This is a genomic window from Chroococcus sp. FPU101 (genome assembly GCF_017312365.1).
Lineage (GTDB): Bacteria > Cyanobacteriota > Cyanobacteriia > Cyanobacteriales > Microcystaceae > Chroococcus.
Genome location: NZ_BLJI01000027.1, coordinates 1 through 15,349, shown reverse-complemented (window position 1 = coordinate 15,349; position 15,349 = coordinate 1). Strand labels below are relative to the sequence as shown.

General features: G+C 35.3%; 14 protein-coding genes. 2 read left to right on the top strand and 12 right to left on the bottom strand.

All coding sequences use genetic code 11. From position 1 onward, the window contains the following. Window positions 1-83: 83 nt before the first annotated feature. Together CFPU101_RS18605 and CFPU101_RS18600 are read left to right on the top strand one after the other, a co-directional pair. Window positions 84-857, top strand: coding sequence for an ABC transporter permease (locus tag CFPU101_RS18605; RefSeq protein WP_206816831.1), 774 nt, complete (start codon window positions 84-86; stop codon window positions 855-857). A gap of 197 nt (window positions 858-1,054) precedes the next feature. Then, complete coding sequence (locus tag CFPU101_RS18600) at window positions 1,055-2,797, top strand: GAF domain-containing sensor histidine kinase (RefSeq protein WP_242578081.1); 1,743 nt, start codon at window positions 1,055-1,057, stop codon at window positions 2,795-2,797. Here the strand turns inward: CFPU101_RS18600 and CFPU101_RS18595 are convergent. The 12 genes from CFPU101_RS18595 to radC form a co-directional block, all read right to left on the bottom strand. Further along, window positions 2,794-3,414 (bottom strand): DedA family protein, encoded by a 621-nt coding sequence (locus CFPU101_RS18595; protein ID WP_206816829.1) that lies wholly within the window; start codon window positions 3,412-3,414, stop codon window positions 2,794-2,796. The two genes, CFPU101_RS18600 and CFPU101_RS18595, sit on opposite strands and share 4 nt — an antisense overlap. Before the next feature lie 73 nt (window positions 3,415-3,487). Further along, a complete protein-coding gene (locus CFPU101_RS18590) occupies window positions 3,488-4,672 on the bottom strand; it encodes a class I SAM-dependent methyltransferase (RefSeq protein WP_206816828.1) in 1,185 nt (394 codons plus the stop codon). Next, window positions 4,672-4,866, bottom strand: coding sequence for a hypothetical protein (locus CFPU101_RS18585; RefSeq protein WP_206816827.1), 195 nt, complete (start codon window positions 4,864-4,866; stop codon window positions 4,672-4,674). The genes CFPU101_RS18590 and CFPU101_RS18585 overlap by 1 nt, the downstream gene beginning before the upstream one ends. After that, a complete protein-coding gene (locus tag CFPU101_RS18580; RefSeq protein ID WP_206816826.1) occupies window positions 4,863-5,207 on the bottom strand; it encodes a hypothetical protein in 345 nt (114 codons plus the stop codon). The genes CFPU101_RS18585 and CFPU101_RS18580 overlap by 4 nt, the downstream gene beginning before the upstream one ends. 51 nt (window positions 5,208-5,258) lie before the next feature. Continuing rightward, window positions 5,259-6,785: a ferredoxin:protochlorophyllide reductase (ATP-dependent) subunit B gene (gene bchB / locus CFPU101_RS18575; RefSeq protein ID WP_206816825.1), complete on the bottom strand. Its 1,527-nt coding sequence runs from the start codon at window positions 6,783-6,785 to the stop codon at window positions 5,259-5,261. A gap of 393 nt (window positions 6,786-7,178) precedes the next feature. Beyond that, complete coding sequence (locus tag CFPU101_RS26035; RefSeq protein WP_277988776.1) at window positions 7,179-7,310, bottom strand: hypothetical protein; 132 nt, start codon at window positions 7,308-7,310, stop codon at window positions 7,179-7,181. 386 nt (window positions 7,311-7,696) lie between these two features. After that, window positions 7,697-9,367: an AarF/ABC1/UbiB kinase family protein gene (locus CFPU101_RS18570; protein ID WP_206816824.1), complete on the bottom strand. Its 1,671-nt coding sequence runs from the start codon at window positions 9,365-9,367 to the stop codon at window positions 7,697-7,699. Then, window positions 9,367-10,731: a sensor histidine kinase KdpD gene (locus CFPU101_RS18565; protein WP_206816823.1), complete on the bottom strand. Its 1,365-nt coding sequence runs from the start codon at window positions 10,729-10,731 to the stop codon at window positions 9,367-9,369. Before CFPU101_RS18565 ends, CFPU101_RS18570 begins: the two co-directional genes overlap by 1 nt. Before the next feature lie 158 nt (window positions 10,732-10,889). Next, entirely contained in the window at window positions 10,890-12,392 is a 1,503-nt protein-coding gene (crtH, locus tag CFPU101_RS18560; RefSeq protein WP_206816822.1) for a carotenoid isomerase, read from the bottom strand. A gap of 301 nt (window positions 12,393-12,693) precedes the next feature. Further along, the gene (gene tsaB / locus CFPU101_RS18555) at window positions 12,694-13,296 is read right to left on the bottom strand and encodes a tRNA (adenosine(37)-N6)-threonylcarbamoyltransferase complex dimerization subunit type 1 TsaB (protein WP_206816821.1); all 603 of its coding nucleotides are present in this window, start codon (window positions 13,294-13,296) and stop codon (window positions 12,694-12,696) included. 3 nt (window positions 13,297-13,299) lie between these two features. Continuing rightward, window positions 13,300-14,028: a hypothetical protein gene (locus CFPU101_RS18550; RefSeq protein WP_206816820.1), complete on the bottom strand. Its 729-nt coding sequence runs from the start codon at window positions 14,026-14,028 to the stop codon at window positions 13,300-13,302. 339 nt (window positions 14,029-14,367) lie between these two features. Then, a complete protein-coding gene (gene radC, locus CFPU101_RS18545; protein ID WP_206816819.1) occupies window positions 14,368-15,099 on the bottom strand; it encodes a DNA repair protein RadC in 732 nt (243 codons plus the stop codon). Between the last annotated feature and the right edge of the window lie 250 nt (window positions 15,100-15,349).

The following is a 15,349-nucleotide window of genomic DNA, read 5'->3' as shown; positions in this document are numbered from 1 at the left end:
TGTCTAAGGACGTTAATTATCATTAGGTCAAGTGGGTATATTAAAGCTAAAAGAACCTATCAGTAGTTAGACTAAATAGTTGAATGAGTATCTATCGAATTTGGTCAATAGCAGCGAACGGATTTCGAGAAGTGATCCGCGATCGTATCCTCTATTTCATTGGCTTTTTTGCCTTATTAATGCTTATTGCAGTTAGACTTTTACCTGAAATTTCGGTTGGAACCCATCAAAAAATCTTTTTAGATTTAGGTTTAGGGGCGATCAGTCTACTGGGGGCAATTGTCGCTATTTTTGTGGGAACGGGACTAATTAATAAAGAAATTGAGAAACGTACTGTTCTTATTTTAATTCCTAAACCTCTGAGTCGTGCCGAATTTATTATCGGTAAGCATCTGGGTTTATCTGCGGTTCTTGGGGTGATGCTAACCTGTATGACTCTGGTTTATTTATTATTGCTATCTTGGACTAAAGTTAATTATCAAGCCCTTCCTCTAATTATTGCTGTTGTTTTTCTCATTCTTGAACTAGCCCTCTTAATCGCAGTTGCCATTGCTTTCGGCGTTTTTACCAGTTCAATTTTAGCCACTCTTTTAAGTTTTGGTATTTATTGCATGGGTCATATCAGCAAGGATTTGTTAAAATTAGGTGCAATAAGCAAAAATGAAAGCATTGCAAGCATTACTCAAACTCTTTATCTACTCTTGCCCGACTTAGAACGATTTAACTTGAGGAATGATGCTGTATATGGTTTGTTACCTAATGTTGACACACTTCTTAGCAATGCTACTTACGGGATTCTTTATACGGCTTTATTGCTTGGAATTTCAATTTTAATTTTTTCAAGACGGCAATTTTAAAATTAGTTAAGAGAATTTTAAGAAATCTTAATTAAATTTTAAGAATAAAAGCCAGAAATATCGTTTCACTAACTACAAGAGTCGATAGAATAAACTAAGATTTAGCTTGATTTTATGAATTTTTACAGACATTTTAGACTTTGATCCCCATGAATCCAACTCAACAACCTTCATTATCTATAAATTTGTCAAGATCGTTGAGAAAGTTCACGGGCTACCAACAGGAAGGGAATGATTTTTTTCAAGAGCTAGTAATTATTATTCAAAAAGTATGCGATGTCGATTACTGTTTGCTTTTACTTTTTGAAAAAGAAGAAATTAAACAGGTATACTCTACTATAAAATCGACTCAAAAAAAACAAATATTAATTGAATTTGGACAGTATTTTTATCAACAAAATCAAATCTATCTTGAGCGAGACCAAATATTATCTTTAGTCATACAACATCCGCTTATTCCATTAAAATTAAAAAAAGGAGCGCAACAATTACAAATAAATACAATTAATTTAATTCCCATACAATATCAACAGTTATCGCTTGGTTTTTTTTGCATTTATTCTAAGCATAATCAGATTAGATGGACTGAAAAAAATATAGAAATCATTCGTTATTTAGTTGAACAAAGCATAAAAATTATCTTACATAAACAAAAATTAAATAAAGAAAAATGTTATCAAGAATTATTTAAAAAAATTAATCAACAGCTTAATGATGATTATATAACATCAAGTAAATTAACAGATATTCTTCAAGAAATAGCGATTATTTTTGAAGTTGAACAAATTTTGATTTTAAAAGTAGCTGATTGTAATTGTCAAAAGCTAAATCTTAAAATCCCACAAATTTATAGTAATGAATCAGCAACAACTCAAGCAAAAGCTTTTGAATCATGGCAAATTTATCAAGCATACTCAAAAGCTTTAGAAACTGAGATTGATGATTACAATATTGATTATTTCTGTTTAGACAATTTGTGTGAAGCTCAACAAATCAAGTTTTATAGTGAAGTATCAAGAATAATTAAACCAGAAAATTTAGTTTTTAAATATCATTTATGTAGTTTACCCATTTTGATTAAGGGAGAATTTTTTGGAGCATTAATTTTACAATCAAAGCAGTATAATCGTGAATTTAGCGAAGAAGAACTGAGCTTTTTAAAACAGATCACTAAACAAATTGGCATCGCTATTTATCAAATTAGGATTCAAGAACAGCTAACGGCAAAACAAGAAAATTCTAAACATACAAATGAATATTTCTCAAACATGACCCATGAATTACGCGCACCTTTAGCAGGAATTTTAGGATTTGCGCGGATGTTGCAAGAACAAATTTATGGTTCTCTTAATCCAAAACAAAGTCAATACGTGAATGCCGTGGTATCTTCGGGTGAGCATTTAATGGCGATCGTTAATGATTTGTTAGATCTTTCTAAAATAGATGCAAATAGAGAGGAACTCTTTTTAGAAAAATTGGCAGTGGAAGATCTATGTTTAGCTGCACTCTCAATTGTACAAGCAAAAGCAGAACAACAGGGATTAGAGATTAATTTAGAGATTGCCTTTGATGTAGATTTTTGTTTTGCAGATCAACAACGTTTCAAACAAATTTTGATTAATCTTCTTTCTAATGCTATTAAATTTACTGAACGAGGTAATGTGACTCTAAGAGTAACACGGCAAAAAAATTCGCTTACCTTCTTAGTTATTGATACTGGAATTGGGATTACATTAGCCGATCAAGAGAAACTTTTTCAACCCTTTCAACAGCTTAAAAGTTCTGTGAGTCATAAACATAAAGGAACTGGTTTAGGGTTAGCCCTTTCTCAAAAATTAGCTCAACTTCACGGCGGAAAGATTACTCTTATTTCAGAAGTAGGTCAAGGAAGCTGTTTTACTGTAGAACTTCCTCATGCTGATGAACCCATTAATCCTTAATCTGCTCCGACTTGACGAGATTCTAGCCAAATTGAGATAATAATCCAAGCGATCGTCACAATTAAAGCTAAAATTCCAAATTGTGCGAATCCTTGAATTAATTGAGGTAATGGTATTAAACGCCCTAAGAAAAAGGATACAGTCACCATGATTGTCGCCCAAAGTGTTGCACCCCCAAAATTACAGAGTAAAAATTGAGGATAAGGCATTTGAGCAATACCCGCCATCGGCCCCGCAAAAATCCTTAATAATGCTACAAATCGCCCAAAAAAGACCGCTCTTGGTGCATTTTTAATAAATTGCTGTTGTGTTGTCTCTAAACGTTTTTCAGAAATCCGAAAAAAACCGCCGATTTTGAGCAGTAATGCCCATCCTCCAGCGCGTCCTATCCAATAACCGAAGTTATCGCCGACGACCGCCCCTAAGATAGCACTAAGGAGGACAAACCAATAATTTAATTCGCCACTACCTGCTAAAAAACCGCCGATGATTGTAATTGTTTCTCCAGGGATGGGAATTCCAGTATTTTCGAGGGCAATTCCGATAAAAACAGCCCAGTAGCCGTATTGTTCGGCAAGCTCTTGGAGATTTTCTAGGGATAATAGCTCTAGAGACATACAGACCTGCTTAACAAATGTTTACATTTATTTTAAATACATCTTGGCTTGATTGGGTCTAAGGTGTCAATGATTATTGTTGTTTAAGTCCTGTTAGCGATCTCGCAGAGATCCGCTTTGCAGTGCGCTCTGTTTGTTGTTCTGTTAATCCAATGGTTTGTACTAATACACCAAACCCACCTAAACCCGTTGGATCAAGCAATTGATGCAAGGCATCTCGACGCGATAAGATGGTTTGGAGATTGTATTGACCACTAGATAGAGAAGATAAGCGATCGCCTAATCCTAACGCCATTAAAAAGAGTCCTTGTTGAGTAAATCCTAATTTTTCGAGTCCGCACAATTTCCCGTGTTTTTCTAAAGCGGTAAAATCAACATGAGCCGTAATATCTTGTTGTCCAATATTGATGTATGGATTATCATGATGACGATGTTGATAATAACATTTCAGTGTCCCTTGATAGCGTTGTGGATTATAATATTTTCGGGCGGGATAACCGTAATCAATCGTTAATAAATAACCTTGTTTTAGTTTTTGACTAATTGTTTCTAGCCATGATAAAGCTTTTAAATTAACTTCTGTACGATAACCATTCGGGTAATCTTTATTTAAAAGATCAATATCAATAAGTTTAAAATATTTTTCTAATTCAGGTGTAGATAAACTATCTATTTTTTCTTGAAAGTTTTCCGAATCTATTAAAGTGACATATATTTCTTTAAGTTCTTTAGTGTCTACAATAACTTGATGAACAGGAAAAGCATCAACCAGTTCATTACTAAAAAAACAACCAACAATCGAATTATTTTCTATATCTTCCCAACTTTTCCAAGATATTTTAGAATGATGTTCTGCTAATTGTTCTTGCTGCTGTTTAATTAATTCTGAACTGGTTTCAATAATAAGATAATTTAAAGTTTGATAAAAATCGTAATAATTATTTTTAATGTAATTTAAAATATCAGATGCTAAAACACCTGTTCCTGCTCCCATTTCAATTAGAGTAAATTCAGAAGACTTATCTAATATTTCCCACATTTCTAAAAATTGAATCGCTAATAATTCGCCAAAATCTGCTCCTAATGAAGAGGAGGTAAAAAAATCACCTTGATTCCCGATTTTAATTGATTTAGAGGTATAATAGCCATATTCAGGATGATAAAGAACCGTATTCATATAATCAGCAAAAGTAATCTGCTGATCTGATGAAGATGTTATTTGATTTTTAATAATTTGAATTAGTGAGGAATTAGACATTAAGATTGATAATTCATTTTTTGAAGAGAGTTTTGTACACGATTTAATCGTTGGTTTCTGAGTTGTGCTGCGAGAAGTGAATTAATCTCAGCTAATTCTAAATTAAACTCTTCTATTTCTAGACGAGTCTGACGAAGATTGGTTAATAAACGTTGATAAGTTTCGGGATCTGGAATTTTGGGAGATGTATTCATAAAATATTCCATTCTTGATTAACTTCTTCAATACTGCGTATCCAGGTAGGAATTCTAGCTTGACTTTTGTTAATTGCACGATTCAATAACTCTAGCATAGCAGGTGAGGCAAGAGGTTGAGCTTGAGCAATCTGTAATTGTAGAGTTGACAGTTGAGAATAGGTTCTGATCGCTTCTTCTGAAATATTCTTCATCTCATTTAGATAAGGTAAGATTTGTTCTGTCTCTTCAAAGCTATCAACAAGACTCAATTCAACTTTTGTCTCAGAATGAATAACATTTAATGCTTGTTGTTTAAGTTGATTAAAAATTTCCGTAATCTCTTCTGGAAGTTGCGCCATAGTTAAAAATTTATATAAACTTAAAAGGTGGGATTTAACCCACCCTTAAATCTAGGCTCCAACGGCTTCTTTAGCGGCGTACATTACCTCTAAAGTAATCTCATTCATGCCTCTTTCACGGGCAAATTTTTCAGTATTGCGCTTGACTTTGCCTCGAACAAAACCAGGAATTTTATTCAACTCTCCTTGTGCTTCTTTGTTCCAATTTAAGTCAGAATTAGCGGAAACAGATTTAGTGATTACTTCTTTAGTATCATGTCCGCCAAAGATTTCTAATAAGTGATCTTCCATTCCTAAAGTAAAGGAATTGTACACTAAATCGGCAATCTGATTCGTTCCCTCATAACCACAGAAGGGTTTATAACCGATGGGGAAGTTTTGGATGTGGATAGGTGCAGCAATGACACCACAGGGAATATCTAAGCGTTTACCGACGTGACGTTCCATCTGGGTTCCGAAAATAGCGGAAGGTTCTAGACGTGCGATCGCGTTACCAATTTCTGCGTTATCATCACTAATGAGAATCTCATCACAATACTCGCTCACTTGTTCTCTAAACCAATCTGCATCATATTTACAGTAGGTTCCAGCTAGAACAACATGAATCCCCATTTCTCTAGCTAGAACCTTTGTTAGTGCCGCAGCATGGGTATTATCACCAAAAACAACCGCTTTTTTTCCCGTTAGGTTTTGACAGTCAATGGAACGAGAAAACCAAGCCGCTTGGGAAACATACAAGGTTTGTTCATTGATAAATTCTTCGTAGTCTACATCAGCACCTTGAGCATTAATAATTTGTTGAATTTTGCGGATACAGCGAGCCGTTTCAACTACGCCCATCGGTGTAATATCAATGTAGGGCATTGCAAATTCTTGTTCAAGATAACGTGCTGCGGTTAACCCAATTTCTCGATAGGGAACTAGATTAAACCAAGCGCGGGGTAAGTTTTTCAGGTTATTTACGGATGCACCTTCGGGAAATACTTCATTAACTTCAATTCCTAAATCTTTCATTAAACGTTTTAATTCGGTGCAGTCGTGTTGATTATGGAAGCCTAGTGTAGTAACTCCGATAATATTAACTGAGGGTTTTTCAGTTTTGCTTTCAGGTAGATCGCCTTTTTTACGTGCTTTTTCGATGTAATATTGAACAATTTGTCCTAGGGTTCTGTCTGCTGCTTGAAGTTCATTAAACCTATAGTGGTTGACATCAGCAAGCATGACATCACCTTGTGCATCCATTTGAGCGCGTTCTACGAAGTTTTGTAAATCTTCTTGTAGAATGCTAGAGGTACAAGTCGGAGTGAGAACGATTAAATCTGGGTTTTCTTCTTGGTCTTTGCGGACAATGTTTTCGACGACTTTTTCTTGAGAACCCCGTGCTAAAACATTGCGATCAACTACACTAGCAGTTACTGGGGTAAAGTTTCTTTCTCTTTCTAACATGGAGCGCATAACGTTAAAGTAGTCGTCTCCTAATGGTGCGTGCATGATAGCATGAACGTTTTTAAATGAACTCGCAATGCGAAGCGTTCCAATGTGAGCAGGGCCAGCGTACATCCAGTAAGCTAATTTCATAAGTTCTCCAATAAGCCCGATTGAGTAAAAAAATAATAACGTGACTGTTTTTGATTGTCTCAGGCTGATGGATGTTTTGAGCAGACACTTTACAATGTGTTAAGGATGATTAAAGATACAAAACTTAATATTTAAGTTGAACAATAATGATGATGTGTATTATCTCTAGTTGTTAAAATTGACGATAAACTCTCATTTTTTAGGTTACGGACTAATATACAATTCTTTGACTTAATTAGAAAGCAAATCGAAAAATATGAACTTCAATTACAAGATAAAGCAAATCAATCATTCTTAGGATTTCTTAATTTTGTAATTTAATTTCTATATAAATAAAAAGTAAAATAAATCAAGCTTTCATTGTCAATCTACAACTATGCTTACGATTTTATCTTAGCTTTTAAATGCAATATTATCTATTAAATTGCTTAAATTTTCACTACTATCCTTCAGATTTTGTTCAGCTTTTTTAGCAAGTTCCAAAAACTCTAATAGCTTGTGTTGATCTAGTTGTTGCTTTGTCATTGCATATCCTCCAAACGTTTTACTATTTCAATTACTGCTAATTTAGCTTCTATCACTCTCCCTAGTTCTGTTAATATAGTTTCTCCTATTTATTGAATATCTTCATCTGTCACCCTATCGGTTTCTAGGAAATTATCAATAATTATTTTAATCCGTCTTCTATCAACCTCTAACTGAATAAGTATGGTGTTGTTGGGAAAACGTTTGAGAAAAGTTTTAGTTTGACTGATTCCAACTCTTACTTCCTCATCAAGTCGAGCTAATTCATAATTAAAGCGTTCAATCAGAGAATTAATATTTGCTGGAATCGGAATTTATGTTCACTTATATATATGTATTATAACATATATTGAATTTTTAACTCAAAGTTTGTTCAATATATAACACTAAACTTTATCCATTCTATCCCGAATCATTAATGTAATTAAACACCGCAAGACAAATAAACTGAAAAGTCCTGATAGTCCAAAAACAATGATGGCAAATTTACTATAAGCTGTAGTTAATAAGGCAAATGCGGTAAAAATGCTGACACCTGTTAGTAAAGTATAAATTAATCCTTTAATGGCTAGATAAATCTTTTTCAAAGTTCGTTCACTTTCTAATGAACGTACTCTAAATTCTAATTCTCCTTGTTCAATTTTATTTTGTAGTTGTCGCATCTGTTGACCTTTACTCGCAAAATTAAGAATAGATTGTTTAATTACATTAGCTGTTTGTTTTGCTACATTTAAAATCAGATTTCCTTTATTATCAGACATTGTAATGCTCATGACAAAAGGTTGGCTAGCTGCTAATAAATTGTATTTTGGATCTAAAGCGCGTGCAATTCCATCTAAAGTTGTTATAGATTTTATAATAAATGTCATTTGAGAAGGTAAACGGAAAGGTTGTTGTTTAAACATTAGATAAACTTCTTCACTTATTCGTTCAAATGCTTTAATATCTACGGGTTTATCTCGAAATTCATCTAACAAAAATTGAATAATTCTCCTCACTCCTTTTAAATCAGAAATTGGTTCGATTAATCCCATATAAATCAGCGTTTCTAAAACCTCATCAGTATCTTTTTTTAAAACAGCCATAAAAGTTTTTATCATCTGATCTTTAGCCATTGATTTAACTTCTGCCATTGTGCCAAAATCATAAAATATTAACTCTCCTTGTAAATCAACCGCCATATTTCCTGGATGCGGATCAGATTGAAAAAAACCATCAATTAATAATTGTTTTAAATAAGAACAAATGCCCGTTTGAATAACTTGATCAAGATCGATTCCTTGTTCAGATAAACTTTTTCTGTCATCGACTTTTATTCCTGGCAAATATTCTAAGGTTAAAACTTTTTTCTTGGTATAGTCCCAATAAACAAGAGGGACTTTAACTTGCGGATAATCTTTAAAATTTTCTCGAAAACGATCTGCATTCTTTCCTTCATTAATATAATCAATTTCTGATAATAATAATTCAAAAAATTCAATATAAATTTCTTCTAAATGATATTTGCGAATCGTCGGCAAAATATTAATTACTTGAATTAGTTGGGCAACAACAGCAAAATCTAAATTAAATAATTGTTCTAACCCTGTTCGTTGAACTTTAACAACGACTTCTTCACCAGAATATAATTTTGCTCGATGGACTTGCCCTAAACTAGCTGAAGCAAGAGGAATAGAATCAAAAGTTTGAAATAGTTCTGTAATGGGTTTTCCTAATTCAGTTTCTATAATATTAATCGCTTCAATACTACTAAATTCTGGAACACGATCTTGTAGTTGACTGAATGCCTGAACATATTCTAGAGGAATTAGATCCGCACGAGTTGATAAAGATTGTCCAATTTTAATAAAAGTTGGCCCTAAATTCAGTAATTGTTTAACAAGCCATTTAGCGCGTTGTTGTCGGATATAAGCAGAATTTCTCCTAAAAAGCTGATCCCACCATAAAAAGAATAAAAATTGTGTTGTGATAAGAAAAATTTCGATTTGACGACGCAAAGGATTAGATTTAGAACGTTGCCAACGTAAGGTTTGAGAGGAAGAACTTTGAGTTAGCATTATGATGCAGAAATATGATGATCAAGCTTTAAAGGGATGATTATTGTAAAACAAGTCATATAATAATTAGAATTGTTAATAGGGTTGCTAGTCATTTCTATCTTACCGCCTAAGAATTCAACTAATTCTTTAACAACTGCTAAACCAACTCCTACACCTGGAATTCCTTTTTCTATAGCCCCTTTGCTACGATAAAATGGTTCATAAATAGATTCTTTTTCAGTAGCAGAAATACCCAAACCAGTATTAGTTATACTAATACACACTGCTTTGTTTCTGTCAATATTCATTTGACTGAGTTTAACAAAAATTGTTTGTTCAGCCTCCGAAAAATGAATAGCATTTGTTAATAATTCTTGTAAAAGATTTTCTAAATGTTGTAAATCTGTATAAATATGGCTAGGAGACTCGGAAAAATCAATATTCAAAGATAAAGCTTTTCGTTGTTCATAATTCCACTGTTTTCTCAATGCTGATTCTAGCTTTTTAATAATAGCGTTAAGATTAATCAGTTGCGGTTGATATGTAATTTCTTTAGATTGTAATTTCTTTAATGTCACAATACTATTAATGAGTTCATTTAGCTTATTCCATTCTTGTCTGAGGATATTCCAGTATGTTTCTTGACTTTGAGGAGGAAGCTTTCGCTCTCGGTTACTGAGTGTGTCAATTGCGAGTTTCATGGTTGCTAAAGGGTTTCTTGCTTTATCGCTAATTGCTGCAATAATGTCATTTTTTTTCTCATTTAACTGTCTTTCTTGTTCTAGTAAATAAATTTGCTGTTCGCGATAATCACGAGTTACATTGTACAACCGTCTCATAATTGGAATTTCTGAAATTGAATTCCCTCGATTAATATTGATGACGCTACGATTTTCTGGTTGAGATTGAGATAACCTTGAAGATGAGCCTAAAGCAAGTGCCGAACCAATTGATACATACTTACTCATTATAAGCAGTTGATTAGAGTCGTCGATTGTCCAAGATTGATTAATTTTACCCAAAATCATAAAACCGTTAACGCTTCCCTGAAATTGTGTTCTGGCACCTAATAGGGTTGTGACTGATAAAATTTCTGCTAAGTCATTGGATAAAGCACAGGGCTGCTCTGTTGCTAAAACTGTGTTAATTTCAGGATGAGATAAAAAAGATTCTGTTAAAGTAAACTGAACCTGATTTTGATGCCAAAAACCAAGTTGTGTCGTTTCTAAAGAACCAACTCCTGCTATAATCACACAGCTATCGACTCTCAAAATATTTCCACATTTTTCGGCGATTTCCCGAAGCATTGCCTGAGAGTCTGGACTGTTATAAATCAAGTCAAGTATGTTTTTCTGAAAATCTGACTCGTTAGGGATCTCCATTTTAGGATGATATCAAAGAGTAATTAGCTTCTCAATCTATATGCCCAATTGATTTGATAAAACAAACAATTGACTAAATTTTATCCACCCTAACATGAGCTTAGGGGTAAATCTATCGCTCTATAGACTCAAGAGTTTATAATATTATTCTTCCCAATTTATCGACCTAAATCAACGGCTATTCGATGACTACAGGCAAACCCAGAAAACGCAACTGCATTTAATCCTTGACCAGGAAACGTACTATCTCCAACACAATAGAGTCCAGAAATAGCAGTTTGGTTAAACGGCATGGTCAATAATCCTGGAAGTTTACGACGTGGAATAGGGCCATAAGTGCCATCTTCTCGACCCAAAAAGCGTCGATGAGTACGGGGGGTTCCGACTTCTTGATAATCTAATCCATCAATCAAACTGGGGAAGATCTTTTCTAAACGGTTAATAAGATGGTTAGCGGCTATTTCTTTTTTCGTTTCGTATTCTTTAGGTGAAAGGTCTTTCCAATTATCGATCCAACTGGGGGTGAAAGTGTGAATAATATGATATCCTTCGGGTGCTAAACTCGGATCGAGTAGAGTGGGAATGGAAACAAAAATTGTTCCTTGTTCAGATTCCATGTTTTCCCAGTTTTCTAGAAGAATATGATGACACTCTGTACCGATGGGTAAAACGTCCGCTTTGACTCCAAGATGTAAATTTAAAAAACTTGATGATTTCTGATAGCGTTTTTGCCAACGTTTTTCTTTCGGTGGCATTGCTTCGGGTGATAATAGTTTTTCAAAGGTATCCCAACGAGTTGAATTAGAAACAATGCGTTTAGCATAATATTGTTTGCCGTTGGCTAACTCAACTCCAATCGCTTTACCATGTTCTAAGATAATTTGGGTAACTCTGGCTTTATACTGAATTTCACCACCATTTTTAAGCAGTCCTTCAACCAGTTTTTGGGCAATTTGTCCCACTCCACCTTTAGGATAGTTGATCCCGCCATAATGACGATCGCTAAAAACCATCCCTGCATTAATCATCGGTGTTTCATCGGCCCGCACAACTGACCAACAATAACACTCCATATCAATGAATTTCAATAATTGCGGATCTTTAATATAGCGACGGGCTACATCTCCTGCATTTTGAGGTAAATATTTCACCAAACCTAGACATTGCATCGGATGCTGAAAAAACACCCGCATAAGATAACGAGGTTCTTCTAATGAAAGCAGTTCCATCGCATTAAGACAATTAAACACCTTCCAGCATTCATCATAAAATTGCCGTATTCCTTGTGCTTCGTGGGGAAAATAGGCAATAAGTTCATCTAAAAACTTTCCGTAGTTTCGGTGAACTTTTAAATCTAAGCTATTGGGTAAATGATAATGAATCTGTACTGGGTCTGCGATCGTTTCTAGATTAACATCAACTGCCTCTAATGCGCGGGTCAATAAATTGGTTGTTCCCTGTTTCCCAAAGCCAAAAATCATCGATGCGCCAACATCAAAACGATATCCTTCTCGTTCAAAATATCCTGCACTACCACCAGGGATTAAATAGCGTTCTAGGACTAACACCTTGATCCCTTTTGCTGCGAGTTGAGTGGCTGTAACCAGTCCGCCAATCCCAGAACCAATGACAATTACATCGTAGTCGTTTTGTCGTGTCATAGTGCTAGTCTCGTTAATGTCCTTAAAAATTAATGGTCTAATTCTTAAGTTTATCGCGTCTTTACATCTGAAATATTTTGAAAAAAACAGGGGAGTAGCCTAGAGACTTCACTCCCACCTGCCGATCCTTGAGAGGAGAACACTTCAATTAATATAGCTTTATTAATAATTCTTGTCAATATTGTTGAGAAATAATATCAATAAAATTTTCTAACAAGTGTCAAAGCTACGCTAAATAAGTTAAGTCAGCCGTTCCCCGACGAAAAAATCAAGGCTTGTGGCTGACTTCTTGGCGTAGTTATTACCCATAAAAGGGAATAACAGTATTCCATTGAGGTTGTTTTCCCGTTTGCCATTCTTGATACGCGAGTTCTAATACACTAGATACTGTGTGACCTAGATGGGTTGGTAACTCAACTAATTGATAAGAACTGGCAAAAGATTGTAAATATTCTACCCAAGAGACTTGGTTCATGAGAACATCTGATAAATCTGATCTGATTTTGTCCTCATTCACTCGATAAATCGCCGTATACAATTGCCCTCTAGTGGCAGGCATTTGTAAAGCAAGAGCAGTTCCATTAGGATAGAGTGTCCGAATTGACCAAGCAAAAGCGGCTAAAGTGGAAATGCCAAACAAAGGACAATTTAGCTGTTGAGCTAAAGTTCTAGCTGTGACCACACCAATACGGGTACTGGTAAAGCTACCTGGGCCTTGAGCAATAGCGATCAATTTAAGCTCATGCCAAGTTTGCGGAGCTAAAAATTCAGTTAAGTATTGATGTAAATAGTTAGAGAGATTACGGTCTAAGTCCCAAACTTGACAACGACTATCATCCCAGAAATTATTAATGGCTAATCCTAGTTCAGAACTGCTCGTATGAAGAGCTAAAGCATAACTCATATGTTAACGCGCCTTTGACCTTGAGGTCTGATTAGATTGTTTGACTAGGTTTCTCAGTAATTCAACCCCTGCTGATTTCCAATGATGCCAGTTGCGCGAGTCTACTAAGTAATGTGTTCCCTCCAGTAATTCTTCAGCGTATTTGCTTTTGATTCTAGAAAGGGTTTTCTGACTAATATTAAGGAGTCGAATCACTTCTGCTGTGGTTAAGGTTGTCTCCTCCTTATCAATGGGGGTTAGCTCATCTTGATCAAGCGTCCAACAGTCGGGAGCATCGGGGACAGACGACCACATCCTTTGAGCTTCACCCTCTTCTAAAGCCGACATGACTTCTGCTTTAAGCGAGTCAAGGTTTTCGCTGTTGGGTTGACCATAAAGTTTTCTAACGATGTAGTCAATATGTAGGACATGGCCTCTCTCAATGACCAATAACGCAGCAATTTGCTTGATTAGCCCTTTTGTAGAGTTTGACTCATAGGGGGAGAGTTGAGGAAAAGATGCAAGATCAAGACGTTTTTGTGTGCTGTCAATGGTTTGAGCTTCGGTTAACCAATCTTGTGACTCTAATTGGGGGTCATAACCTAATAAAACTTCTAAATGTGCCAGTTGTCTAGCGGCGGTTTGAGCAGCCTGTTGATGGTAGCTGACAAGTTGCCTGTAGTAAGTGGCTAATTCATTTAACCATTGTTCCGAACTCTGTGGAGGATCTGGTGGTGGTGGAATTTTTAGCATGACTCTACTCTACTTTTTAAATTTGGTCTTAGAGAATAAACGCTTGCTCTTAATATCACTGCACTCGTTACAATACATAGGGCAGGCGGTAGCGTAAGTTTCTCTTTCACAAGTCTGGTTACAATAAGAGCAAATAAACTTAAACGTTCTAGTGTGGATAGTGCGTTCATGAGATCTGACAGTGTACTCCCGCACTTGAATTTTTTTACTGGGCATTATTTTTCGCTTAAAGTGGATTCATTTTATCTTAACCATAGCTTAGGGGAGTCAATCAAGTCGGCTAAAGGCTTTGACTGATGATTGACGTGATCACTATACTGTATCAACAACATGATTGTGTTACTCTTTTTGAGGATATTTTTCCCATAAAAGGGTGATCTGACGCAAACTTTGATGATTGCCATTGCCGAGAATGAGATGGTCAAGTAGCGGAATATCTAAATACTGCGCTCCTTGTAGTAATTGTTCAGTGAGATAGAGATCATCCTGACTTGGCTCTAGATTACCTGAAGGGTGATTATGTCCGATGATTAACTTTGTTGCACCTTGTTTAATCACTTCTCGAAAAATTTCTCTTGGATGTACAAGCGTTTCTGTTGCTGTCCCCACTGTAATCACTTTTGTACCAATTAACTGATTTTTCACATCCAGTAAAACGACAGCAAATCTTTCTTGATGTTGCCACATTAAATCATGACCCAGAGCCGAAGCTGCCGCATCTGGACTATCAATCAGCATTCGCTCACTCGGTCGCAATAAAAAAGCTCTTTTTCCTAATTCTACGGCCGCTAGAATCGTGGTCGCTTTTGCTGGGCCAATTCCTGGGATTTCCATCAATTCTTGTGGACTAATATCCCTTAACACATCAAGGGGTTCTCGTTTGTACTTGCTCAACTCTTGTAAAATGTATTGTCCTAGTCCAACGGCTGATAGTTTTCCTTTCCCTTGACCTGTAGCCAGTAGAATCGCTATTAATTCTGCTGTTGATAGATTTTTGGCACCAAACGAGAATAATCGTTCACGTGGTCGTTCACTCAGGGGAATATCAGCAATTCTAAGGCTATAGGTCATAAATACGAATTCACATGGTTTTAGACTCAGTTATAGCCCAAGTTATCGACTCGCCTATTCAAGATGAATAAATGTAAAGTTGAATTTTCAAAAAAACGCTTGATGAGGTCGGTTTTAGCTTAAAACTAACTATTGATTAGAAAAACTTATTAGTCTCACAAGTAAAGCTATTGTTAAATATCTTTACAAACCGTTACAAATTGCTTAAGATAAAAACATCATACAAATCGAACCTTGAAAACTTCATAGG

Excerpts from the sequence above, each read along its gene's own strand:
- CFPU101_RS18550 (WP_206816820.1), bottom strand. The coding sequence starts at position 14,028 with ATGCTAAAAATTCCACCACCACCAGATCCTCCACAGAGTTCGGAACAA.
- bchB (WP_206816825.1), bottom strand. The coding sequence starts at position 6,785 with ATGAAATTAGCTTACTGGATGTACGCTGGCCCTGCTCACATTGGAACG.
- radC (WP_206816819.1), bottom strand. The coding sequence starts at position 15,099 with ATGACCTATAGCCTTAGAATTGCTGATATTCCCCTGAGTGAACGACCA.
- crtH (WP_206816822.1), bottom strand. The coding sequence starts at position 12,392 with ATGACACGACAAAACGACTACGATGTAATTGTCATTGGTTCTGGGATT.
- CFPU101_RS18605 (WP_206816831.1), top strand. The coding sequence starts at position 84 with ATGAGTATCTATCGAATTTGGTCAATAGCAGCGAACGGATTTCGAGAA.
- CFPU101_RS18570 (WP_206816824.1), bottom strand. The coding sequence starts at position 9,367 with ATGCTAACTCAAAGTTCTTCCTCTCAAACCTTACGTTGGCAACGTTCT.
- CFPU101_RS18595 (WP_206816829.1), bottom strand. The coding sequence starts at position 3,414 with ATGTCTCTAGAGCTATTATCCCTAGAAAATCTCCAAGAGCTTGCCGAA.
- CFPU101_RS18565 (WP_206816823.1), bottom strand. The coding sequence starts at position 10,731 with ATGGAGATCCCTAACGAGTCAGATTTTCAGAAAAACATACTTGACTTG.
- CFPU101_RS18590 (WP_206816828.1), bottom strand. The coding sequence starts at position 4,672 with ATGTCTAATTCCTCACTAATTCAAATTATTAAAAATCAAATAACATCT.
- tsaB (WP_206816821.1), bottom strand. The coding sequence starts at position 13,296 with ATGAGTTATGCTTTAGCTCTTCATACGAGCAGTTCTGAACTAGGATTA.
- CFPU101_RS26035 (WP_277988776.1), bottom strand. The coding sequence starts at position 7,310 with ATGACAAAGCAACAACTAGATCAACACAAGCTATTAGAGTTTTTGGAA.
- CFPU101_RS18585 (WP_206816827.1), bottom strand. The coding sequence starts at position 4,866 with ATGAATACATCTCCCAAAATTCCAGATCCCGAAACTTATCAACGTTTA.
- CFPU101_RS18580 (WP_206816826.1), bottom strand. The coding sequence starts at position 5,207 with ATGGCGCAACTTCCAGAAGAGATTACGGAAATTTTTAATCAACTTAAA.